The 22359-nt window shown below is 70.1% G+C and carries 22 protein-coding genes; 11 read left to right on the top strand and 11 right to left on the bottom strand.

Annotated features, from left to right (window positions below; translation table 11 throughout):
• Positions 1 to 131 precede the first annotated feature (131 nt).
• The 5 genes from ACGF3C_RS27160 (at position 132) to ACGF3C_RS27140 (ending at position 5502) form a co-directional block, all read left to right on the top strand.
• Positions 132 to 1547: a cytochrome ubiquinol oxidase subunit I gene (locus ACGF3C_RS27160; protein ID WP_393226431.1), complete on the top strand. Its 1416-nt coding sequence runs from the start codon at positions 132 to 134 to the stop codon at positions 1545 to 1547.
• 14 nt (positions 1548 to 1561) lie between these two features.
• A complete protein-coding gene (gene cydB, locus ACGF3C_RS27155) occupies positions 1562 to 2560 on the top strand; it encodes a cytochrome d ubiquinol oxidase subunit II (protein ID WP_393226429.1) in 999 nt (332 codons plus the stop codon).
• Between the two features lie 175 nt (positions 2561 to 2735).
• On the top strand, positions 2736 to 3923 hold the full coding sequence (eis, locus tag ACGF3C_RS27150; protein WP_357232256.1) for a GNAT family N-acetyltransferase: 1188 nt from the start codon (positions 2736 to 2738) through the stop codon (positions 3921 to 3923).
• 65 nt (positions 3924 to 3988) lie between these two features.
• The gene (locus ACGF3C_RS27145; protein ID WP_393226427.1) at positions 3989 to 4573 is read left to right on the top strand and encodes an RNA polymerase sigma factor; all 585 of its coding nucleotides are present in this window, start codon (positions 3989 to 3991) and stop codon (positions 4571 to 4573) included.
• Positions 4570 to 5502 (top strand): CU044_5270 family protein, encoded by a 933-nt coding sequence (locus tag ACGF3C_RS27140; RefSeq protein WP_393226425.1) that lies wholly within the window; start codon positions 4570 to 4572, stop codon positions 5500 to 5502. Before ACGF3C_RS27145 ends, ACGF3C_RS27140 begins: the two co-directional genes overlap by 4 nt.
• A gap of 232 nt (positions 5503 to 5734) precedes the next feature.
• On the opposite strand, the gene ACGF3C_RS27135 is transcribed toward ACGF3C_RS27140, so the two are convergent.
• Together ACGF3C_RS27135 and ACGF3C_RS27130 are read right to left on the bottom strand one after the other, a co-directional pair.
• Entirely contained in the window at positions 5735 to 6418 is a 684-nt protein-coding gene (locus ACGF3C_RS27135) for a hypothetical protein (protein WP_355007529.1), read from the bottom strand.
• An 83-nt stretch (positions 6419 to 6501) separates the two neighbouring features.
• Positions 6502 to 6963: a peroxiredoxin gene (locus ACGF3C_RS27130; RefSeq protein WP_355007530.1), complete on the bottom strand. Its 462-nt coding sequence runs from the start codon at positions 6961 to 6963 to the stop codon at positions 6502 to 6504.
• A 220-nt stretch (positions 6964 to 7183) separates the two neighbouring features.
• On the opposite strand from ACGF3C_RS27130, the gene ACGF3C_RS27125 reads away from it, so the two are divergent.
• Complete coding sequence (locus tag ACGF3C_RS27125; protein ID WP_393226423.1) at positions 7184 to 7912, top strand: SDR family oxidoreductase; 729 nt, start codon at positions 7184 to 7186, stop codon at positions 7910 to 7912.
• 42 nt (positions 7913 to 7954) lie between these two features.
• Here the strand turns inward: ACGF3C_RS27125 and ACGF3C_RS27120 are convergent, their stop codons facing one another.
• The 3 genes from ACGF3C_RS27120 to zwf form a co-directional block, all read right to left on the bottom strand.
• A complete protein-coding gene (locus tag ACGF3C_RS27120) occupies positions 7955 to 8080 on the bottom strand; it encodes a hypothetical protein (RefSeq protein WP_357207405.1) in 126 nt (41 codons plus the stop codon).
• Positions 8077 to 9501 (bottom strand): OFA family MFS transporter, encoded by a 1425-nt coding sequence (locus ACGF3C_RS27115; RefSeq protein WP_357233602.1) that lies wholly within the window; start codon positions 9499 to 9501, stop codon positions 8077 to 8079. Before ACGF3C_RS27115 ends, ACGF3C_RS27120 begins: the two co-directional genes overlap by 4 nt.
• A 225-nt stretch (positions 9502 to 9726) precedes the next feature.
• Positions 9727 to 11106: a glucose-6-phosphate dehydrogenase gene (gene zwf, locus ACGF3C_RS27110; RefSeq protein ID WP_357233600.1), complete on the bottom strand. Its 1380-nt coding sequence runs from the start codon at positions 11104 to 11106 to the stop codon at positions 9727 to 9729.
• Between the two features lie 212 nt (positions 11107 to 11318).
• Between zwf and ACGF3C_RS27105 the strand changes: the two genes are divergently transcribed.
• A complete protein-coding gene (locus ACGF3C_RS27105) occupies positions 11319 to 12917 on the top strand; it encodes a beta-N-acetylhexosaminidase (protein WP_393226421.1) in 1599 nt (532 codons plus the stop codon).
• 61 nt (positions 12918 to 12978) lie between these two features.
• Here the strand turns inward: ACGF3C_RS27105 and ACGF3C_RS27100 are convergent, their stop codons facing one another.
• A complete protein-coding gene (locus tag ACGF3C_RS27100; RefSeq protein ID WP_357230793.1) occupies positions 12979 to 13329 on the bottom strand; it encodes a hypothetical protein in 351 nt (116 codons plus the stop codon).
• Between the two features lie 291 nt (positions 13330 to 13620).
• On the opposite strand from ACGF3C_RS27100, the gene ACGF3C_RS27095 reads away from it, so the two are divergent.
• The gene (locus tag ACGF3C_RS27095; RefSeq protein ID WP_393226419.1) at positions 13621 to 14403 is read left to right on the top strand and encodes an alpha/beta fold hydrolase; all 783 of its coding nucleotides are present in this window, start codon (positions 13621 to 13623) and stop codon (positions 14401 to 14403) included.
• 32 nt (positions 14404 to 14435) lie between these two features.
• On the opposite strand, the gene ACGF3C_RS27090 is transcribed toward ACGF3C_RS27095, so the two are convergent.
• From ACGF3C_RS27090 to ACGF3C_RS27080, 3 genes are all read right to left on the bottom strand, one after another.
• The gene (locus tag ACGF3C_RS27090; RefSeq protein WP_393226418.1) at positions 14436 to 16088 is read right to left on the bottom strand and encodes a DUF885 domain-containing protein; all 1653 of its coding nucleotides are present in this window, start codon (positions 16086 to 16088) and stop codon (positions 14436 to 14438) included.
• A gap of 597 nt (positions 16089 to 16685) precedes the next feature.
• Positions 16686 to 17492, bottom strand: coding sequence for an LLM class flavin-dependent oxidoreductase (locus ACGF3C_RS27085; protein WP_393226416.1), 807 nt, complete (start codon positions 17490 to 17492; stop codon positions 16686 to 16688).
• Positions 17493 to 17822: 330 nt separating this feature from the next.
• Positions 17823 to 18086, bottom strand: a complete 264-nt coding sequence (locus ACGF3C_RS27080) for a hypothetical protein (RefSeq protein WP_357230804.1) — start codon at positions 18084 to 18086, stop codon at positions 17823 to 17825.
• A gap of 157 nt (positions 18087 to 18243) precedes the next feature.
• On the opposite strand from ACGF3C_RS27080, the gene ACGF3C_RS27075 reads away from it, so the two are divergent.
• Both ACGF3C_RS27075 and ACGF3C_RS27070 read left to right on the top strand, forming a co-directional pair.
• On the top strand, positions 18244 to 18393 hold the full coding sequence (locus tag ACGF3C_RS27075; RefSeq protein WP_393226414.1) for a hypothetical protein: 150 nt from the start codon (positions 18244 to 18246) through the stop codon (positions 18391 to 18393).
• A gap of 65 nt (positions 18394 to 18458) precedes the next feature.
• Complete coding sequence (locus ACGF3C_RS27070; RefSeq protein ID WP_357230810.1) at positions 18459 to 19238, top strand: HNH endonuclease signature motif containing protein; 780 nt, start codon at positions 18459 to 18461, stop codon at positions 19236 to 19238.
• Between the two features lie 518 nt (positions 19239 to 19756).
• Here ACGF3C_RS27070 and ACGF3C_RS27065 read toward each other — a convergent pair.
• On the bottom strand, positions 19757 to 20320 hold the full coding sequence (locus ACGF3C_RS27065; protein ID WP_393226412.1) for a hypothetical protein: 564 nt from the start codon (positions 20318 to 20320) through the stop codon (positions 19757 to 19759).
• 314 nt (positions 20321 to 20634) lie between these two features.
• On the opposite strand from ACGF3C_RS27065, the gene ACGF3C_RS27060 reads away from it, so the two are divergent.
• Positions 20635 to 21630, top strand: a complete 996-nt coding sequence (locus tag ACGF3C_RS27060; protein WP_393226410.1) for a tyrosine-type recombinase/integrase — start codon at positions 20635 to 20637, stop codon at positions 21628 to 21630.
• A gap of 6 nt (positions 21631 to 21636) precedes the next feature.
• On the opposite strand, the gene ACGF3C_RS27055 is transcribed toward ACGF3C_RS27060, so the two are convergent.
• On the bottom strand, positions 21637 to 22311 hold the full coding sequence (locus tag ACGF3C_RS27055) for a fasciclin domain-containing protein (protein ID WP_393226408.1): 675 nt from the start codon (positions 22309 to 22311) through the stop codon (positions 21637 to 21639).
• Positions 22312 to 22359: the final 48 nt, after the last annotated feature.

The following is a 22359-nucleotide window of genomic DNA, read 5'->3' as shown; positions in this document are numbered from 1 at the left end:
CCGCGAGGGCGGGTCGGGTGATCAGGGTCATTGGTCCCGGGCCGTTTCGGGCCACCCGGCCCTGCCCAATCGTCTACGACGAGCAGTAGTATTTACTACGTCTCGTAGTACGGATCGTTGGGGGTTTTCAGGTGGACGCGTTGGACGTTGCCCGCTGGCAGTTCGGTGTCACCACCGTCTACCACTTCCTTTTCGTGCCGCTGACCATCGGCCTCTCCGTGCTGGTAGCCATCCTCCAGACGATGTGGCACCGCACCGGCAACGAGCGCTACCTCAAGCTCACCAAGTTCTACGGCAAGCTGTTCCTGATCAACTTCGCCATGGGTGTGGTCACCGGGATCGTGCAGGAGTTCCAGTTCGGCATGAACTGGAGCGACTACTCCCGCTTCGTCGGCGACATCTTCGGCGCACCCCTGGCCATCGAGGCGCTCGTCGCGTTCTTCCTCGAATCCACCTTCATCGGCCTGTGGATCTTCGGCTGGGACCGGCTGCCCAAGCGGGCGCACCTGGCCAGCATCTGGGCCGCCGCGATCGGCACCAACCTCTCCGCGTACTTCATCCTCGCCGCGAACTCGTTCATGCAGAACCCCGTCGGCTACCGGATCAACCCGGACAGCGGACGCGCCGAGCTGACCGACTTCCCGGCCGTGCTGACCAACAAGGTCGCCCTGATCACCTTCCCGCACACCCTGGCCGGCTCGTTCCTGGTCGCCGGGTCGCTGGTCGTGGCGGTCGGCCTGTACCACGTGATCCGCAACCGGGACTCCGCCGACACCGGCGCGTACCGCTTCGCCACGAAGTTCGGCTCCTGGGTGGTCCTGGTCGCCTCCGCGGCCGTGCTGTTCACCGGCGACATCCAGGGCAAGATCATGACGGACGTGCAGCCGATGAAGATGGCCGCCGCCGAGGGCCTCTACACCACCGAGAGCCCCGCCTCGTTCTCGGTGCTCACCATCGGCAGCCTGGACGGCAGCCGCGAGGTGTTCGCCATCAAGATCCCGTACCTGTTGTCGTACCTGGGCACCGGTGACCCGAACGGCACAGTGCACGGCATCAACGACCTGCAGGCCCAGTACGCCACCCAGTACGGCGCCGGCAGCTACACCCCGATCATCCCGGTCACCTACTGGAGCTTCCGCTTCATGATCGCCTTCGGGATGGCCGCGGCCGCGATCGCCCTGCTGGTGCTCTGGAGCCAGCGCAAGGGCCGCACCCCGAGCAGCAGGTGGCTGCTGCGCGCCGGGCTGGCCATGCCGGTGCTGCCGCTGCTGGCCAACTCGTTCGGCTGGATCTTCACCGAGATGGGCCGCCAGCCGTGGATCGTCTTCGGCGAGATGCTCACCCGCAACGGGGTGTCCCGCAGCGTCTCGCTGGCCGAGGTCCTCACCTCGTTCACCGCCTTCACCCTGATCTACGCCACCCTCGCCGTGATCGAGGTCAAGTTGCTGCTGCGCTACGCCAAGGCCGGCGTACCCGACGTCAGCGAAGAGCACCCCATCGACGACACCCACGACGACGCCGAGCGCCCGCTCGCCTTCGCCTACTGATCCCGGAGCCCATCGTGGAACTGACCACCATCTGGTTTCTCCTCGTCGCCGTGCTGTTCACCGGGTACTTCATCCTGGAGGGCTTCGACTTCGGCGTCGGCATGCTGCTGCCCGTGCTCGGCCGCGACGACCGGGAACGCCGCGTCCTGATCAACACCATCGGCCCGGTCTGGGACGGCAACGAGGTGTGGCTGATCACCGCCGGTGGCGCCATGTTCGCCGCGTTCCCCGAGTGGTACGCCACCCTCTTCTCCGGCTTCTACCTGCCGCTGCTGCTGATCCTGCTGGCCCTGATCGCCCGGGGCGTCGCCTTCGAGTACCGGCACAAGCGCCCCGAGGCGTCCTGGAAGCGCCGTTGGGACGCGGCGATCGTGGTCGGCTCGCTGCTGCCGGCGATTCTGTGGGGCGTCGCCTTCGCCAACATCCTGCGCGGCGTGCCGCTGGACGCCGACCACGAGTACGTCGGCGGCCTGCTGGACCTGCTCAACCCGTACGCCCTGCTGGGCGGTGCGACCACCCTCGCGCTGTTCCTCACCCACGGCGCGGTGTTCCTCGCCCTGAAGACCACCGGCGACATCCGCGAGCGGGCGGGCGCGCTCGCCGTGCGCCTGGGTGTGGGCGCCGCCGTGCTCGCGGTCGGGTTCCTGACCTGGACGTTGAACATCCGCTACAGCGCGGCCGCCGTCGTGCTCGCCGTCGGCGCGGCCCTCGCCCTGCTCGGCGGTCTGGCCGCCGCCCGGGTACGCCGGGAGGGCTGGGCGTTCACCGGCACGGCCGTGGCGATCGGCCTGGTGGTGGCGACCCTGTTCGCGGCGCTGTTCCCGAACGTGCTGCCCTCCACCCTGGACGCGGCCGGCACGCTGACGGCTACCAACGCCGCGTCCACCCCGTACACCCTGAAGATCATGACCTGGGTGGCGGTGATCTTCACTCCGGTGGTGCTGGCCTACCAGGGGTGGACGTACTGGGTGTTCCGCAAGCGCATCGGCGTGGCCAACATCCCGCAGCACTGACCGCCGGAAGCGGGGAAATCGCGTCGATCTTGCACTTCCGGTCGTCGATCTGCACGAAATGCCGGTAAAGCCGCGACAGTAACTGCAAGATCGCGCACCAGCGGGGCCGGCGCAGCGCGGGGGCGTCGGGAAAATCGGGCGGTTGGTGGGGGGTGGGTTCGTTTACGGTGTGCCGATGCCCGCCACTGTGCACGTACGCGAACTCACCGCCGACGACCTCGACGCCGCCTGGGAGCTGGGCCGCTTCGCGTTCGGCTCCGACCCGCAGCGCCCGGCGCCCGCGCCGGCGCCGGTGCCCGGCCTGACCCGTTACGGCGCGTTCGACGACTCCGGTCGGCTCGTCGGCAAGGCCGTCGACCTGCACCACGACCAGTGGTGGTCCGGGCGGGCGGTGCCGGCCGCAGACGTGGCCGGGGTGGCCGTCGCCCCCGAGGCCCGTGGTCACGGCGTGGCGCGAGCCCTGCTCAGCGCGCTGCTGCGCGGCGCCCGCGACCGTCAGGCGGCGATCAGCGCGCTTTATCCGACCGTCGCCGCCCCGTACCGGGCCTGCGGGTGGGAGGCCGCCGGGGTGCTGCGCACCGTCGACCTGGCCACCGCCGCGTTGCCCCGGCACCGGCCCGCGTCGCACCTCACCGTCCGGGCCGGTACGCCCGCCGACCTGCCGGCCGTCGACGCCCTGTATGAGCGGGTCACCCGGCACCGCAACGGCATGCTGACCCGCCGGGGTGAGCTGTTCGACGCCGCCGACCGCGGTCTGCCCGGCGACGGGGTCACCCTCGTCGAGGCCGACGGCGAGCTGGTCGGTTACGCCATCTGGCAGCGGGGCCGGGGCTACGGGGCGGATTCGGTGCTCACCGTCGACGAGGCCCTCGCTGTCACGCCCGAGGCCGCCCGGGAGATCGTCGGGGTGCTCGGCAGTTGGGCCAGCGTCGCGCCGACGCTGCGGCTGTGCCCGCTCGACGGCGACGCGGTCAGCGTCGTCCTGCCGTTGGAGTCGGCCCGCGACCACGAGCGGGACCTGTGGATGCACCGACCGGTGGACGTCGCCCGCGCGGTGAGCGCGCGGGGGTGGCCCGCCCACGCCCGGGGCGTCGTCGACTTCGCCCTCACCGATCCGCTCGCCGAGTGGAACACCGGCACCTGGAGGCTGACCGTCGCCGACGGCGACGCCGAGCTGACCCGGGTCGTCGGCGAGGCCGACCTGCGGTTGGACGTGCGCGGTTTCGCCCTGCTCTACGCCGGTGCCGCGCAGGCCCGCTCGGTCGCGCAGGCCGGGCTGCTGCACCACAGCCCGGGTGTCGACCCGGGCGCGCTCGACCTCCTGGCCTGCGGCGGGCCCGCGCAGTTGCTCGACTACTTCTGACCGGCGGGCCGATGGTTTCCGTCTCCGAAGTGGGAACTCGGCGGCGGCAGCGGACAGATACAGGTGTGACAGCCGAGATGCGGGCCCGGATCCGGGCCGGAGACTCCGACGCGTTGGGCGAGCTCTTCGACGAGCACGCCGAGGCGGTTCATCGACATGCGCTGTGGAGCGGAAGCGATGCGGCGCACGCCGAGGACGTGGTGTCGCTGACCTTCCTCGAAGCGTGGCGGATCCGCGAATCCCTGCGCCCGGACGGGGACGGTCTGCGGCCGTGGCTGCTCGGGATCGCGACAAACGTCCTGCGCAACCGCCGGCGGGCGGCGCGCCGGCACCGGGAGGCGTTGCGGCGGCTGCCGGTACGCGACACAGTCCCCGACTTCGCCGACGCGGTGGTCGACCGGATGCACGACGCCGACCAGGTGGCCGCCGCCCTGGCGGGACTGCGGGCGTTGCGCCGCGCCGACCGGGAGGTGTTCCTGCTCTGCGTGTGGTCGCAACTGGACTACGCGGCGGCGGCCGAGGCACTGGGCGTACCCGTCGGGACCGTGCGCTCCCGACTGTCGCGGGCCCGGACCCGGCTACGGGCGCTGGCGCAGCAGGAGCTGACCGGCATCCGGATGACCCCCGTCGAGCAGGGAGAGTACCGATGAGAGAGCCCACCGCCCTGCCCGTGCCGGCCCTGCCGGCGGTGCGCCGACAGGCACTGCGGCATCATCTGCTGACCGAGGTCCGGCGGCCGTCGCGGCGGCCACGACGGATGCGGGTGCTCGTGCCGGTGGCGGGCGTGCTGACCGTCGCGGTCGCGGCCGGGATGGTCGCCCAACCGTGGTCGCCGGACAGCGCGCCACTGATCGTCCCGGTCGAGCAGGGGGAACGCGTCGGGGCGTCACTGCTGCTCAACCGGATGGCAGCGGTGGCCACCGGCAGGCCGGGGCCACCGCCCGGCGAGGGCGGGTACGTCTACATCAGGAGCCGGGGCGCCTTCGCCGAGCTCGGTGACGGCCCGGCCCGACTGCGACCGGTGCACGAGCGGGAGATCTGGATCCCCCGGCACGAGCGGGGTGACGGCCTGGTGCAGCAGCCGTTCTTCCACGCTCCGATCGTCGGCGTGATCCCGCAGCGAGAGACGCTCACGGACGTGACACCGAACGCGGCGCTGGTCGACCTGCCCGAGGACCCGGACGCCCTGCTGGCGAAGCTGTACCGGGAACGTCAGCAGCGGGGCCGGGGCAACAGCCGCGACGGCGCGGCGTTCACCGCGATCGGCGACATCCTGCGCGAGTCGTTGGTGCCGCCGGTCACGAGCGCCGCGCTCTACCGGGCCGCGGCGAAGATCCCCGGGGTCGAGGTGGTGCGCGGGGTCACCGACGCGGCCGGGCGGCGGGGGATAGCCGTCGCGCACACCGAGCGGAGCCGCCGCGACGAGTGGATCTTCGATGAGCAGAGCTTCGACTACCTCGGTGAGCGCAGCTATCTCGTGGCGGACACCGTCGACGGGCCGGCCGGGACGGTGCTGGGCACGACAGCGGTGCTGCAACGGGCCGTCGTGTCGGAGCTCGGGCAGCGCCCGGCGCGGTAGGGGCCCCGGGGGGCCGGCTCCAGGCTCCGTGTCCTGGATGCCGGCCGCCCGGCGGTGGCGTCCGGTCAGGCCGGGGTCGCCGCCAGCTCGGCGTTCGCGTGTTGGGTGACGATGGTGAGCACCCGCGCTGCCGTGCTGGCCTCGTCGGTGGGGATTCCCGCGTACAGCCGCGCGCTGAGGTCGGCGACGGCGGCGACGACTGTTGCACCACCACAGCCGGCACTGACAGCCCTCAGCGGGCCTCGCGCAGCTCCGCCAGCCGGGCCTCGATCTCGGCCAGCTCGGCGCGCAGCTTCTCGGCCTGCTGCTCCGCCTCGGCCCGCTCGGTGCCGAGAATCTGCTCCACCGCCTCCTGCACCCCCGGCACGTCGACCAGGGCCACCATCTTCAACGCCTCCGCCGGCTTCACCACGTACGGCTTCGCCAACGCCTTGCTGCCCTGCTGCGCGGCGACGGTCCACTCCCCGTCGGCGTACGCCAAGGTCACGGTGAGGCCCGCGGGGCTCTTCGGCTTGACGGCCTTGACCGCCCGCCGCGCCGGCGGCTTCTCCGTCTGCTCCACCTTCGGCTCCTCCTGTCGCTGCGCGGGCACCCGCGGCGTGTCCAACACGAACTCCGGCGCGGCCACCGCCGGCGGCTCGGGCTCGGGCTCCGGCTTCGGCTCCACCACCCGACGAGTGACGCCCTTGGGCGCCACGGCCAGGTCGGCGGGGGAGAACGGCAACTCGTCGCGACCGAAGCGCACCACCACGAACTCGTCGGACACCTCCGGGTCGGTCAGCTCGATCACCTGACCGACCTGACCGGCGATCTGCCCCGCCGACGCGGTGAACACCACCCGCGGTTTACGCCCGGCCGCCAACGACTCCCGGATGCTCTGCACCTCGCTAGTGGACAAACCCTGGCCGGCATCCATCAAAACCCTCTTCCGTACACCTGTTTGATTGCTGTCTTGATACCAGCCGACTGCGACACCCGCCGCACGGGGCTCACACCCGCTCAGCCGCCCAGCGCCCGCAGCGCCCGGTCCGCGTGCTCGTTCATGCTGACCTCGCTGTGGATCACCTCGATGATCCGCTGGTCGGTGCCGATGACGAACGTCATGCGCTTCATGCTCAACGGTCCCAACGGCACCCGCCGCTTGACCCCGAACTGCTGCGCCACCGCGCCGTCGGCGTCCGACAGCAGCGGATAGTCGAAGCCGTGCAGCTTCGAGAACTCGGCCTGCTTCGCCACCGGGTCGCGGCTGATGCCCACCCGCGTCGCGCCCAGCGCCGTGAACTCCGCCGCGAGGTCGCGGAAGTGGCAGCTCTCCGCCGTGCACCCCCGGGTCATCGCCGCCGGGTAGAAGAACAGCACCACCGGTCCCGCCGCCAGGAACTCCGACAGCCGCCGCGGCGTGCCCGTCTCGTCCGGCAGCTCGAAATCCTGCACCACGTCGCCGACACCCACACCCGCCACCGCGCACCTCCATCGTCTGATCGACCGCGCGGTGAGCGTAAGCGATCACACCCCGAGCGCCGCCACCTCGTCGGCCTGGCGTCGTCCGGCCAGCAGGGACACCCCGCTGTCGCGTCCCGACGCCCGCCGCATGTGACCCTCCTCTCGAGGACCGATCCGCGCCGGTCACGGTAGCGTCGGCACGAGCATCGCCCAGCCGTCAGACTCTCCGGGAGGCACCGTGGCACCCGTCACCGTCATCACCGGCGGCGGCCGGGGCATCGGCGCGGCCACCGCCCGTCGGCTCGCCGCCACCGGTCACCACGTGGCCCTGTGCTACCGCCGCGACGACGCCGCGGCCGCCGCCGTCCTGGCCGACCTGCGGGCCGCCGGCGCACAGGCCATCGCGGTACGCGCCGACACCACCGACCCCGAACAGGTACACGCCCTGTTCGACGCCGCCGCGCAGCTCGGCCCGCTCACCGGCCTGGTCAACAACGCCGGCGTCACCAGCCTGATCGGACCGTTCACCGAGCTGCGCGTGGAGGACCTGCGCCGGGTCGTCGACGTCAACCTCGTCGGTTACGTCCTCTGCGCCCAGCAGGCCGCCCACCGGCTCACCGACGGTGGGGCGATCGTCAACGTCTCGTCGGCGGCCGCGACCCTCGGCAGCCCGGGGGAGTACGTGCACTACGCCGCCGTGAAGGCCGCCACCGACACCCTCACCGTCGGCCTGGCCAAGGAACTCGCCCCGAAGGGCATCCGGGTCAACGCCGTGGCCCCCGGCATCGTGCGCACCGACATCCACGCCGACTCCGGGGTCCCCGACCGTGCCGACACCGCCGTCGGTCGCATCCCGCTGGGCCGCGCCGGCGAACCCGACGAGATCGCCGCCGCCATCGCCTGGCTGCTCGGCCCGGACGCCTCGTACGCCACCGGGACCGTGCTGCGCGTCTCCGGCGGTCTCTGACGGTGCTGCGGGGTGCCGCCCGACGGCACCCCGCACGGCACCTCAGTGGGTGAACAGCTTCGCCGCCGTGATGACGGTCTGGGCGATCCCGTAGCCGAGCAGCGCCGCCACCACCAACCAGGAGATCCACAACCGGGCCTGCTGCCCGGAACGGCTGTCCTCACTCATCGCGTACCACTCCTCTGCGCCGTCGCGTCCTCGTCCACGTTCTGTTGCGGGTGCTGTTCCGCCGCTGGTTCGTGGTAGCGCTGCGGCACCGGCCGCACCAGCAGGTTCGCCACGAAGCCCACGGCCAGCACGCCCACCATCGTGAACAGCGCCGGACGGTACGCGGCGGCGGTCAGCGAGCCCGGCTCGCCCTGCGCGTCGAGGAACCCGTTGACGATCAGGGGACCGGCGATCCCCGCCGCTGACCACGCGGTCAGCAGCCGACCGTGGATCGCCCCGACCTGGAAGGTGCCGAACAGGTCCCGCAGGTACGCCGGCACGGTCGCGAAGCCACCGCCGTAGAACGACAGGATCACGCAGGCCAACAGCACGAACAGGGCCGTCGAGGTCTGCCCGACGAGCGCCAGCAGCGCGTAGAGCACCATGCCGACGCCCAGGTACACCAGGTAGATCGGTTTGCGGCCGATGATGTCCGAGGTGGACGACCACGCGAACCGCCCGGCCATGTTGAACAACGACAGCAGACCCACGAACCCGCCGGCCGCCGCCACGGTCACCGCGGAGGTGCCGTTGTCGCGGAAGAAGTCCTGGATCATCGGGCTGGCCTGTTCCAGGATGCCGATGCCGGCGGTCACGTTGCAGAACAGCACCACCCACAGCAGCCAGAACGAGCGGGTCTTCACCGCGTTCGCCGCCGACACGTTCGCCGTGGTGACCAGCGGCTTCGCCGCCACGCTGGCGGGGTCGAAGCCGGCCGGCCGCCAGTCCGGCGCCGGCACCCGCACGTTCGCCACCCCGAACATCATGATCACGAAGTAGCCCAGGCCGAGCGTCACGAACAGCCACACCAGGGCGCTGCCCGACGCCGTCGACCCCGCGTTGGCCGGGTCGTAGCCGGCGTCGTAGAACGACAACAGTTGCCGCGACAGGGGAGAGGCGACCATCGCCCCACCACCGAACCCCATGATCGCCAACCCGGTGGCCAGCCCCGGCCGGTCCGGGAACCACTTGATCAGTGTGGAGACGGGGGAGATGTAGCCGATGCCCAGCCCGATGCCGCCGAGCAGCCCGTAGCCGAGATACAGCAGCCACAGCTGCTTCGTGGCGATGCCCAGCGAGCCCACCAGGAACCCCGCCGCCCAGAAGCAGGCCGAGACGAACATGGCCTTGCGCGGCCCGTTCGCCTCCACCCAGGTCCCGGCGACCGCCGCGGACAACCCGAGCATCACGATCGCGATGCTGAAGATCACCCCGATCGCCGTCTGGCTGGTGTCGAAGTGGGCGATCAGCGAGTTCTTGTAGACGCTGGTCGCGTAGACCTGACCGATGCAGAGGTGGATGGCCAACGCCGCCGGGGGGATGAGCCACCGGCTGTAGCCGGGCGGCGCGACGGTGTGCCGACGATCGAGTGCGGAAAGCATGCGCTGCTTCCTCTCCGACGAGGACGAGAAACGTCGCCCCCAACGTGCCCACACCACGCGTAAGCGGCAAACCTCACCGTCGCCGGACGGTCGTTCCGCTGAGCTGAGCGGTCAGTCAGCGACCGCGCGCCGCACCCGTGACCGACTCGGCCTGCCCACAGTCGGGACACCGCGACATGCCAGAGACCGAGTCGGTCACGCCGCCTCCGTCAGCTCCGGCCGCGACTAGCGCAGGTCCGGAAGATGCCAGCCGCCGGCCAGCGCGTCGGCGTCCGCCGGACCCCAGCTGCCCTTCTCGTACGACCGCACCGCCGTCGGCAGATCCAGGATCGGCTCGACGATGCGCCACTCCTGCTCGATCGTCTCGGCACGCGCGAAACGCAGGTGCTGCCCGTCCATCGCGTCGTCGAGCAGCCGCTCGTACGCCTCCTGCCGGCGACCGAGAGCCGCGCCGAAGTCGACGGACAGGTCCACCGGACGGCTCGCCACCTCGGCACCCGGGCTCTTCGCCTGGATCGACATGGTGATGCCGTCGCCGCGCCCGAGCCGGAACCGCAGCAGGTTCGCGGCGGTGGCCTGACCCCGCTCGGCCGGGATCAGCGAATGCTGCGGCTGCTTGAACTCGACCACGACCTCCGTCGCCGTCCCCGCCAGGGACTTGCCAGCACGCAGGTAGAACGGCACACCCGCCCACCGGGGGGAGTCGACCGTCAACCGGGTCGCCACGAACGTCTCCGTGTTCGAATCCGCCGCCACGCCCGGCTCGTCGCGGTAGCCCGCGTACTGCCCTCGGACGGTGGAGTCCGGCGACAGCGGCGCGATCTGCCGCAGCACCGCGGCCTCCGCCTCCCGGAACGCCGTGGTGTCCTCGCTGGCCGGCGCCTCCATCGCGATGAGCGCCACGACCTGCAGGATGTGGTTCTGCAGCACGTCCCGGGTCGCGCCCACGGTGTCGTAGAAGCCGGCCCGGCCCTGAGTGCCGAAGGCCTCGGCGAGCGTCACCTGGATGTTGTCGATGTGCTCGTTGTTCCACAGCGGCTCGAACAGCCGGTTGGCGAACCGGAAGGCGTAGAGACCCTCGACGGCTTCCTTGCCGAGGTAGTGGTCGATGCGGAACACCCGCTCCGGCGCGAAGGCCGCGCGCAGGGTGCGATCCAGCTCGCGGGACGACTCCAGGTCACGCCCGAACGGCTTCTCCACGATCACCCGACCCCGGTCGGCCAGACCCACGGCCGCCAGGCCCTCGACGACGGAGCCGAACACCGCCGGAGGAATCGCCAGGTAGAAGACCGGCCGCTCGGCGTCGCGCAGCCGCTGCGCCAGCCGCTGGTACGTCGCCGGGTCCGCGTAGTTGCCGGAGATCATCGAGAGGTTGTCCGCCAGCCGGTCGAAGATCTCGTCGTCGATCTCGTCCTGGGCCTCGGTGACCGACTTGCGGGCCATGGTGACCAACTGCTGATCGTCCCAGGGGGAGCGGGCCACACCGATCACCGGAACGTCGAGACGGTCGCGCCGGGTCAGCTCGTACAGCGCCGGAAACAGTTTCTTCGAGACGAGGTCTCCCGTGACGCCGAACAGCACTACCGCGTCTGAGCGCATGTGCATGGCACTTCCCATTCGATCATCCGAACCTGATCTTCCGAACGGACAACGGCACGACCACTCCCGGAATTCCCCAGCGTGCGGCGTACGTGAGGTCGGCGACAGCACCGTCTCGACGGGTCCTTATGTTAAGGAAGGTTTACAGTGCAGGCGAATCGCCGGTAACCTGCCCCTCTAATCGACAATCGTCGATCATGACGAGGCCTGGAGGTACCGTGCGTCGCCGACACACCACCACACGGCTGCTGGCCATAGCCGCACTCGCGCTACCCGTCACCCTGACCACAACGCCCGCCGCCGCCGCGACACCCACCGCACCAGCCCGACACCTCAGCGACGTCATCCCCGCACCGGTCGAAACCCACCCCGACGCGCACAACACATTCCGCATCACCCCCCTGACCGTCATCCGCACCACCCCCGGCTCAGCCGCCGCCTGGCACGTCGGTCAGCAACTCGCCACCACACTGCGCCCCGCCACCGGCCACGCCCTGCCCGTCCTGCCCGTACGCTCCACCCCGCTACCCGAGATCGCCCTGCTCATCGGCGGCGCCGACGACCGCATCGGCCAGCAGGGCTACCAACTCGACGTCACCCGCCGCAGCGTCACGATCCGCGCCAACACCCCCGCCGGGCTGTTCGCCGGCACCCAGACCCTGCGCCAACTGCTCCCCGCCCAGATCGAGGCACCCGACCGGCAGCGGACCACCTGGACAATCCCCGGCGGACGAATCATCGACTACCCACGCTTCGCCTACCGCGGCGCGATGCTCGACCTCGCACGACACTTCCACACCGTCGGCGACATCACCGCCTACGTGGACCTGCTCAGCCAGTACAAAATCAACTACCTGCACCTGCACCTGACCGACGACCAGGGCTGGCGCATCCAGATCGACTCCTGGCCCCGCCTCACCACCGTCGGCGGCGGACCCGGCACCGGAGTCGACGGCGTCGGCCCCGGATACCTCACCAAGGCCGACTACACAGCCGTCGTCGCCTACGCCGCCGCACGACACATCACGATCGTCCCCGAGATCGACATGCCCGGGCACACCAACGCCGCCCAGTCGACCTACCCCGAACTCAACTGCGACGGCGTCGCACCGCCCCCGCGCACCGACATCGCCGTCGGCTACAGCTCCCTCTGCATCAACGACGACCTCACCTACCGCTTCGTCGAGGACGTCATCCGCGAAATCGCGGCCATCACCCCCGGACCATTCCTGCACATCGGCGGCGACGAAGCCCACGCCACCACCGACGAGGACTACCGCACCTTCATGAACCGCGTCCTGCCCCTGGTCACGAAATACGGCAAACGCGCCTACGGCTGGAACGAAATCACCCAGGCCGACACCTCCACCGACGACGTCGCCCAGTTCTGGGGCACCGGCACCACAAACGCCAGCCTCGTCGCGGCCGCCGCCCGCGGCACCAAAGTCGTCATGTCACCCGCGAACAAGGCCTACCTCGACATGAAGTACGACGCCAACACCCGCCTCGGCCTACGCTGGGCCGGCCTGATCGAGGTGTCCGACGCGTACGGCTGGGACCCCGCCACCCGGGTAACCGGCATCGGCGAGAACGCCATCCTCGGCGTCGAGGCCCCACTGTGGTCCGAGACGCTGCGCACCCTCGACGACATCGAACACATGGCCTTCCCCCGCCTACCGGCGATCGCCGAACTCGGCTGGTCAACCACCGCCAGCCACGACTGGGAGTCATTCCGCACCAGACTGGGGAAGCAGGCACCCCGCTGGCGACTGCAACAGGTCGACTTCTACCCGTCCCCACAGGTGCCCTGGATCTGACCCGTACCCCCGGCACACCCGGTTCGTGGGCACCGGCCGACCCGGCCGGTGCCCACGACGCTCAGCGACCGCAGACGGTGTCCAACGCCTTCAGCGGCGGGTCGAGATCCGGCGCCTCGACCTCGGTGGCCTTCGGACCGGCCAGGTGCTTCTCCACCCCGGCGGCCAGGGTCTCCAACGCGGTGCGCACCTGCGGATCGGCAGCGGTCGGCGCCGCCGTCTTGAGGTCCCGCAACAGCGCCGTGTAGTGGCCGCGAACCTTCGCGCCCGCCTCCTTGGCGCTGACCGGCTTGTCGATCGCGGCGATCGCATCGTCAGCCATCGCGACGTAGTGCTTCTTCACAAAAACGAGACTGGCGTCGCAGACCTGCTTGCTGTTCGCCGCCACGTCGACGGTCGGGCTCGGCGCCACGGTCGGCGACGGCGGGACGGCGGCCCCAGCATTCTCCTTCTCGGCAGGCTGGCAGCCCACAACGAGGCCGACTGCCGCGACCAGGCCAACCACAATACGGACAGGCTTACTCGTCAAGGTGTTCCCCCGTGGTGATGTGCGGCCCCACCGTTCGCGGTGAACGGGCAGTGGCCGGAGCGCACCACTGTAGACACCGCCCACCGATGACGCTGACCAGTTTCACCCGCGGCCCGCCCGGCATGAGACGTTGAACCTGAACACCACCACCGACAACCCCAGCGAGGACTCCCGATGAACCTGGCGTTCGACCACACGGCGGAGACCGGACCAGCGGTGGTGTGCCTCCCCATGTTCAGCATGAGCCGCGCCGCCACGGCCGCTGCCTTCCACCCCGCCCTCGCCGGCACCGGCCTACGAGAGATCTACCTGGACCTACCCGGCCACGGAGACACCCCCGCACACTGCCCACCCACCTCCCAGGCAGTGCTGGACACCGTCTGCGCCTGGCTCGACCACCACCTCGACACGCCAGTCCTGCTCGCCGGCGGCTCCTACGGCGCGTACCTGGCCGCCGGCATTGCCCGCCAACGACCCGACCTCGTCCGCGGCCTGCTCCTCATCTGCCCCGGAGTCACCATCGCCCGCCACAGCCGCAACCTGCCCGACGACCCACCACTCGAAGCACCCACGGGCTGGCTCGACGCCGCTCCCACCGAACTGCACCCACATCTGGACGCCGCCCTGGGTCACCGCACCCCAGGGGTCGTCGCGACGGTGCTCACCGCACTGAACTCCGGCGGCCCCGGTGACCCGACATTCCAACAGGAGTTGCAGAGCGGCCCCGACTACGCGCTACCCGACGAGAACACCGAGGTCGTCTTCGACAGCCCGGTCAGCGTGATCACCGGCCGGCAGGACCACATCGTCGGGTACGCCGACCAGTTCCACGCCATGCGCCACTACCCGCGTGGCACCTACACCGTGATCGACGCGGCCGGGCACTACCTGCCGTACGAACAACCCGCTCTGCTGCGCTCGCTCACGCAGGACTGGCTGCGCCGTTCGCACATCTGACAGCCCGAGCTGGGGGAGCGGACCTTGTCCGGCTATCTACGCGGTCCCTGACGTGTTTCACTGCGATCCGCGAGTGGTGCTCGGTCACCCCGAAAGGCCACCGTCAACTGATCCAAGCCCATCGAGCCCAACTCCAGCGCCTGACGATGGAACGCGCGCCGGTCGCCAGGGAAGGACGAACGGCCGGCCAGCCACACGCGCTCACCCACCTTGTAGGCCAACGCCTGCCCAGGCCGACCCAGGTAACGCGCAAGCTCGGCGGACGCGTAGGACCCCTGATGGCAGCGATTCCGCAACAGCGTCAGCGCCGCGTCCGCCGTCCACACGGCTCCATCGCCGAAGGGCATCGCCAGCCGCAGGTGCAGGCCGATGTCGAGCACGACCCGCGCGGCCCGCAGAAGCTGCATGTACAGGTACCCCAATCGAGCACCTGGCTGCTCATACAGCCCGAGCTCGTCCATGAATCGCTCGGCATACAGTGCCCAGCCCTCCTGACTCCCGGAGAGGCCGCCGAGCAGGTTCAGCCGCTGCCCGAGGCCTCCCCGGCAGGCTTCCGCGCCGAGGTGGAGGTGATGGCCGGGAACCCCCTCGTGAAAGGCGGTGCTGTAGGCGTACCAGGTAGGGAATGTCGCTGCCCCCTCCGGGACCGACCACCAGACCCGACCCGGCCGCGCCAGGTCCCGTGACGGCCCTGTGTAGGCAATGCCGGACGACGTGGTCAACCGCGACTCGATGCGCCGCAGCGGGGTGGGGATGTCGAAGTAGACACCGTCCAACCTCTCGGTAGTCGACTCCAACAGGTCCTGCAGCCACGCAGCGAACGCCTCCCTACTGTGCAGCGTGCCAGGTGCGTCGGGACTGTTGAGCCGGGCGAGCACCTCCGACACGCTCCCGCCCAGGGCCTCCGCCTCAGCGAGAAGCTCTGCCTCTGTCGCTCGGAACTCCTCCCAACCCCACTCGTACAGCTCGCGCAGGTCAGGTTGGGCCGCGAGGAAGGTACGCACCCAGAGCGCATACCGCTGCTGACCGAACGCCTCCTCCTCAACCGCCCGCGGTGCCAGGTCGACGGTCAGCCTCTCGGCGAGCTTCTGGTACGCCGCTCGCGAGCCCGCTGCCGCGGCTTGCAACGACGCCCGCTGACGCCCCTCGCCGTAGCGATCCACCAGGGCAGCATCGTCGTCAGTCCAGGCACGGCAGCGCTGCGCGACGAGCTCCACCTGACGGCGCGCCGGCACATCGCCGCGCTGCGCGGCGAGTAGGAGGCTGCGGGCGTACCCGTCCAGGGCCGCAGGGATCGCGGCCATGCGTGCGCCGACACGAGCCCAGCCCTCCTCGAAGGCAGCGTTCTCGGCGTCGCGGCCGGGAACCGCGGCTTCGACGGCTTGGCGGATGAGCTGAAGGGGACCGGTGGCCGCCACGTGCAGTTCGCGCAGATCCTCTCCGGCGTCGTGAAAGGCGACACGCGTGTGCAGCCGTTCGACGAGGTGGGCGTGTAGCGGGGTCCCGGCCGGCAGTGCCTCGATCTCGCGCAGGGCGAGGGCGGCCCGCTCCGCGCGGGCCTGGTGGCCCTCGGGGCCGTAGTCGGTAAGCCCGTCGACGTCCTGTTCGCCAGCGTCGACCACCGCCGTGCAAGGGTCGAGGGTGGCCATGTCGTGCAGAAGCCGCTCCACGAAATCCCCGATCACCCGGGCAATGTTAGGGCCTTGCGCACGTTTGTCACTTCTCAGTTGACCTAGGCCACGCGGGCGGCCCTTGATCTGCAGTGGCCCAAGTTAGTGAGAATCCCGGAAGAGTCATGGCTCTCGCTATCTCGGGCCAGGTGCAAGCTTGTAGTCGCATCGTGCCCAGATCGTCACGGGGCCGGTGGTGCCCGCGCACCGTCGGCATAACGGATGCCGCCGGTTGGGGTAGCTGCCGACGACCTGTCCGATCATCGGCGGCGCGTAGCAGTACGGGACGCGCGTCTGCGAAGAATAGGTGCATTCCAGCTCCGGGCAGTCGACGACTACGTCAACCAGTCAACGGCGCTCGCGTCCGACAGTAGCGGCGGATAGTCTGATCAGATCCACCGGATGACCATGCCAGCTGACTACAGTGTGTTACCGCGACGAGGGATGGAGCGCCCGGATCGCGGCATGAGCGGATGTTGCCGACCTTACCGGCCGGCTTATCGTGAGAATTCGCCTTCGGCAGAACGTTGGGTGTCGTAATGATGTGTCGCCTCCCTCATGTATCGACACTCCAAACCGGAGTATCCGCCGCCGTCATTCCCCGCCGGCGAACTACTGCCCGGCGAGCTGGGATACGACCGGAGCGAACGTGTCGGCGAAGTCGGCGCCGATGACGAAGTAGGAGAAGCCGATTTCTTCCCGTCGCCGCTGAATCTCCTCGGCGGCGGCTCCCGGATCTTCCGGAAGCGTGACCAGCGAGTCCGCCCCGCGAGCTGCGGCAGTGTGCGTGTCGGGAGGCGCCATGTACGGCGCAACCCGGTCACCGATGACCGCCACCGCATTCGCGAGTTCGACGTCGCGGACGGCGAGCATCTCGCGTGCCAGCCGCGTGACCTCGGCCCGGGACTCATCCGGCGCCTGCACGAAGGTGACTGTGTCTGCGACCTCGGTCGCCAGCGCCCGGGCCTTCGGACCGCGAACTGCCATCGCCACCGGCGTGTGCCGGTCGGGGCCGTCGAAATCTCGCAGCCTGCGGACGGTGTCGCGGATCCGAGCCAGTCGCTCGTTCGGCGGGACGGCAGGCATTCCCTTGTCGCGGAGTTCGTCGTTGATTCCCGGCCGGCCGGTGCCGATGCCCAGCTCGAAGCGTCCGTCGGTGAGCTGCGACAGCGAGTGGGCCTCCCACGCCGTCAGCCAGGCCGGGCGTAGCGGGGAGGCGCACACCCAGGTGCCCACTCGCAGGTCGGTCAGGGCCGCGGCGGTGGCCAAAGTGGGGCTCGGCGCCGGTTGCAGCAGCGGGAAATCTGGCATCAGCAGCGTCGAGTAGCCACTATCGTCGATGCGGCGCACCCTGGCCAGCCATGTCGGCAGGTCGGTTATGAGTGGGGCAACGACCCCGAAGCGAAGCGGTCTCGTCACGCTTGGATCCCCTTTGGCTGTCGGGCGAGATTGCCTATGCCGGTCAGAAGTATGGACTACGGATCCCCCGGAGATCATCGGTGCAGCCGGGATCGTGGACACGCTGCTGCGAACGCTCCACACCTTGCCAGCCTCGCGCGTTGGCCGGCTACGACCAGAAGCCATGCAAGCGAGATTCCCTTACTCTCATCGGCAAGACCGCGCGCCCAGCATCGACCGCGCGCCCGTCACGCAAGGTGACGCGCGGATCGCGGCAGATATCCGTAAGGCCTACGCGAGGAGCGTGCAGCGTTGGCAACGACGGGTGCCGGCCGAGTCGGATAGTGCCGATCAGCAGTTATCTGCATCCGATGCTGTTGGATCGCTGTGCTGCAACCGCTCGCGTAGCCGCCGCGCTTCGCGACCGCGGTAAGCCCGCAGGACGCTTTTCAGGGTGTCGCGTACGTCCGGATCGACAAGCACGGCCAGCTCGGCCGCGCCCCGCACGGCCGCGGCTCGGCCGATGGGCGCATCAGCGGCCAGGCCGTGGCCATCATCGTTCAGCGGACTGCCCTCGCCGCCGGCATCGACGCCGCGTCGGTGTTCAGCGGCCACTCCCGCGCCGAGGCTTCGCCACGGAGGCCCGCCGGGCCGGCCACGATCAGATCCGCATCGGCCGCCACGGCGGGTGGAAGGACGGTTCCCCCACCCTGGCTGGCTACATGGAAGACGTCGACCGAGTAACCTCCAACGCTCTCACGGCCGTAGGACTATGACGAGCGGAGGAACAGCCAAGACCACCACCCACACCCACGCCAACGGCGCCGACCTGGAGGACCGGCAACACCACGAGCCCGAGACTGAGACCGAGTCCGAGTCCGCCTCCGCGGATTACCAGCGGGCGCTGGGCATCGCCCAGTGACGCGGACGGTGGAGGTTGTCAGAACCCGCTGGCATGATCATGACCTCCTCCACGGAAGGAGATGAGTGAGGCTCTGCGAGATCGAAGGCTGTGACGGCAGGTTCCTCGCTCGCGGCTGGTGCCGGAAGCACTACATGCAGTGGAAGCGCACCGGAGACCCGCTGGGCACGGCGCGGAAGCCGAAGCCGACGTGCGGCGAGGGTGGCTGCGAGCGCGAGCACTATGCCAAGCAACTCTGCCATGGGCACTACCAGCTCGCCAGGAAGTGGGGCAAGAACTGGCGGGAGCTGGCTCGGCCGACTCCGCAGCCACGAGCCGAGACGTGCTTCATCGACGAGTGCCCCAACCCTGTCCTGGCGGTCGGGTACTGCGGCTCCCACTACCAGCGTCTTCGGAAGTACGGCGACCCGCTGGGGTTCAGGCATCGTCCGTGGACGCCGCGCCTGAACGGAGCCGCTTGCCCCTGGTGCGGCGGGGCGGTCAACCGATCAGCCGGCAAGCACAAAGTCTTCTGTAGCTCCGGGTGCGCCGATGCGAGCTGGACCGCCGGGCCGAACGGCATCAGGCACAACATGCGCCGCCGCAGCGCCTTGGCCCGGGAGAAGGCAAACCTCATTACCGAGCGGGACCTAGCGCGACTCCTGGCGCGCCAAGGCGGCCTCTGCGCGTACTGCCGCCTCGCCGCGCCGACCAGCATCGACCACATCGTGCCGCTCAAGCTGGGCGGACGTCACAGCATCGGCAACCTCGCGTGGGCCTGCGGGTCATGCAACTCCAGCAAGAGCGACCGCCTGCTGTTCGCATGGCGAGTCACCCAGCGAACGGCGCTCGCCCTCGCCGGATAGTTCGGTAAGGGAGTGATGTCCCATGACCCCATGCACGTCGTGGGGGGCCGTTATCAGATCGGCGAGCTCGACCACGATCAGCAGGTACGGGTGCGGGCGGATCTCCCGGTTGCTGTTCGGGATCTCAACCCGACAGCGCTCTTGCCCCCGGATCGGGGGAGGAGGAGCCGCACTCTCCGACGACCCGGCCGCATATGAGTGCCTCGACGTTCCCCTTCGGACGAAACGATCACCTGGCGGGTGACGGCCGGCCCGGCGGAGGATGAACAGTCCGTGCCCGTCACGCAGCGAAGGGGGCAGAATCCCAAGCGGGACGGGGCGCCCGCCGTGGCTCAAGTAAATGAGAAGACTCAGGAGATGGCTCAAGTTGTTGACAATGGCTCAGGACGATTGAGAAGTGACAACACCACTGGTGAAGAGCTCTGACGGCTACTCCTCGAACTCGGATGCTGATTCGATAATGCACATTATGTAAAGTAGAGGCTTTCTGGGGGTCCCCTCGCCGTTCACCGACGGGGTCAGTCGCGTGTCAGGCCGGGCGGGCACGCGTCCTCGTCCGGGCCGACGAGGCGCGCGTTGACCAGCGGGTTACGTCGCAGGGCCGCGAGCACCGCACCGCTGGCGCCGATGTCGGTCCAGGTGTCGTCCCACAGGGCGGAGACGAGCCAGGAGCGATCCGCCGGAAAGAACAGGTCGGGCAGCGCCCCGTTGCCGCGCATGTGACCGGCCCGCCAGTTGAGGGCCTGTTCCGGCCCGGCCTGGACCAGCACGTAGGGCCAGTCCCAGTAGAGAAACACCCTTGGGGCGTGCGGGAAGACGACGTCGTGGGCGCCGGTGTCGAGAAAGCCCAGCCACCAGGGCTGGTCCGGCGTGCACGCCACCAACTCGTTGATCGCCGCGCGTTCGTGGGCGTCGAGACCGACCCCGGCGGGCGGGTGAAAGGTGCCGTACGCCTCGAACACCGGCGGGATCGCCGTGGTGACCGACAGACCCTGTGTGGTCCGTCCGGCGAGCCAGGCGACGTCGCCGGCCGTGCCGATCCGCCAGGTCCGCCCGTCCTTGCTGAGGTCCACGGGCTCCATCGGTGTCGTTGCGTCCTGCGGGTCGCGGTCGACGGCGGCGGGCGACGCATATGGAGCCCACCCGGCTCGGCCAGCGGCCCGCCAACGGTGCCCCTCGCAGCAGACCAGATCTGTCGGACCGTCGATGTCCCGGTACACGATGGGCGTGCCAGGTCGACCACAGGTGGGACAGATGGCGGCGACCGACGTCATGTCGCGCACGATACGTGCTTCTTCATCGGCTCCGGCCGTGCTCGCGGCGGTCCGGAATGAGGCCGCTCTCCCCCTCGTGCACCCACTTCCCGGCAACACGAAAATCATGCATAATATCCCTTATGCATGACAAACAGGACGAATCGCTCGCGGTGCTGATCGAGGAGTTCCTGACCGCACGGGCCACCCGCAAGCCCTCCCCGCACACCCTGGCCGCGTACCGCAGGGATCTGCGAACGATCGCGGCTCTGGTCGCGGCGGATGCCACCCCTCCCCTGCCCCTGGACGCGCTGTCGATCACTGACCTCTCCCCCCGGGTGATGCGCGCGGCCTTCGCCCGGTTCGCCGCCCCCCGGGCGCCCGCGTCGGTGCATCGGGCCTGGTCCACCTGGAACAGTTTCTTCACGTTCCTGGTCGCTGACGGGTTCGTGGCGGGCAATCCGATGCCGGCGGTTGGGCGGCCTCGGGCGCTACTCCCCCAGCCGAAGCCGCTGCGCGGCGCGGACACCCCCGAGGTGCTGCTCGCGTCCGCCGCGCGGGACGACGGGCGGCAACGCGACCCGTGGCCGGAGCGGGACGTGGCGGTGTTGGCTGTGGCGCTCTGCGCCGGGCTGCGTCTGTCGGAGCTGCTGGCGTTGCGCGTCGACTCGCTCGGCGGCCTGTCCGGTGAGCGGCGGGTCGAGGTGGCGGGCAAGGGTGGGCGGCCTCGGGTGGTGCCGATCGAGGCGGATCTGGACCGGGTGCTGCGGGACTACCTGGACAGTCGGGTGCGGCGCTTCGGTTCGCGGTCGGTACGCCCCGACTCGCCGTTTCTGGTGGATCGGCGTGGTGAGCCGTTGCGCCGTGGTGGCCTGCAGTATCTCGTGGAGTCGTGTTACCGGCGGGCGGGCATCGGTGACCGGGTGCCGCGGGGTGCGCGGCTGCACGCGCTGCGGCACACCTTCGCGACCCGGTTGGCGGAGGACGGTGCGAGCGCGGCGGAGATCATGCGGTTGTTGGGGCACGCGTCGTTGGCGTCGTCGCAGACGTACATCGAGGTGACGGCCGGGCAGCAGCGTGACGCGGTCCGCGCCAACCGGACCAACCGCGCGCTGGCGGGTCTGGTGCCGCCGGGGTGAGGGTGGTCAGTGTGCGCGGTGGCCGGTGCCGTCGGCGGTGGCGGGCAGGGGGCCGAGGACGGCGTTGATGATGTGGATGCGGGCGTTGGTGGCCTGGTAGTCGGCGCAGACCGTGTCGGCGCGGTCGCCGAGGCGGGCGGTGGGCCCGGTGCGGGTGACGGTGACGGTGACTCCGTCGAGGGTGGTGGCGGTGCCGGCGGTGGTGAGGTCGGCGATCGGGTGGTTTCCGGTGATGAGGTGGGCTTTCAGCAGGGTGCGGAGCTGGTCGGTGTGGTGGGTCATGAGGTCGTCCCAGTTGTCCTCGGAGAACGTGGCGGCGAAGGCGTCGTCGGAGGGTGCCAGGAGGGTGACGCCGTCGCCGGCGGGTAGGTCGGTGAGGACGCCGCTGGTGCGCAGTGCCGCTTCGAACGTGGTGAGGGTGGGGATCCAGCGCAGCGCCGCCTCGACGGGTTGCCCGGCGAGGAAGCTCGGGTTGCCGGGGTCGGTGCCGGTGGGCAGGGCGGCGCAGAGTGGCCCGGTGGGCTGGGGTGCGGTGTTCGCGCGGGGGGCTGCGGGGCTGCCGGTGCAGGCGGCCAGCAGCAGGGTCGGCAGGAGCAGGCCGAGCGTCCGGCGGACGCGTCGAGCGCCGTGCGGTCCGCGGGATCGTCGGGGGTGTCGCGGTGCGGTGGCGGGGTGCGACACGGCGGCCTCCACGGGGTGCGGTGTTGCTGGTGGGGTGCCGGCGGCGCG

It is taken from the genome of Micromonospora sp. NPDC047762, from assembly GCF_043204655.1.
In the GTDB taxonomy this organism is placed as follows: domain Bacteria; phylum Actinomycetota; class Actinomycetes; order Mycobacteriales; family Micromonosporaceae; genus Micromonospora.
The sequence above is the reverse complement of the archived record's forward strand: the minus strand, read 5'-3'. Positions and strand labels throughout refer to the sequence as shown.

Coding starts and splice junctions, on each gene's coding strand:
- zwf (WP_357233600.1), bottom strand. CDS start 11,106: ATGCACATGCGCTCAGACGCGGTAGTGCTGTTCGGCGTCACGGGAGAC.
- ACGF3C_RS27060 (WP_393226410.1), top strand. CDS start 20,635: ATGCATGACAAACAGGACGAATCGCTCGCGGTGCTGATCGAGGAGTTC.
- ACGF3C_RS27075 (WP_393226414.1), top strand. CDS start 18,244: ATGACGAGCGGAGGAACAGCCAAGACCACCACCCACACCCACGCCAAC.
- ACGF3C_RS27135 (WP_355007529.1), bottom strand. CDS start 6,418: ATGGATGCCGGCCAGGGTTTGTCCACTAGCGAGGTGCAGAGCATCCGG.
- ACGF3C_RS27095 (WP_393226419.1), top strand. CDS start 13,621: ATGAACCTGGCGTTCGACCACACGGCGGAGACCGGACCAGCGGTGGTG.
- ACGF3C_RS27120 (WP_357207405.1), bottom strand. CDS start 8,080: ATGAGTGAGGACAGCCGTTCCGGGCAGCAGGCCCGGTTGTGGATCTCC.
- ACGF3C_RS27065 (WP_393226412.1), bottom strand. CDS start 20,320: ATGGAGCCCGTGGACCTCAGCAAGGACGGGCGGACCTGGCGGATCGGC.
- ACGF3C_RS27140 (WP_393226425.1), top strand. CDS start 4,570: ATGAGAGAGCCCACCGCCCTGCCCGTGCCGGCCCTGCCGGCGGTGCGC.
- ACGF3C_RS27115 (WP_357233602.1), bottom strand. CDS start 9,501: ATGCTTTCCGCACTCGATCGTCGGCACACCGTCGCGCCGCCCGGCTAC.
- eis (WP_357232256.1), top strand. CDS start 2,736: ATGCCCGCCACTGTGCACGTACGCGAACTCACCGCCGACGACCTCGAC.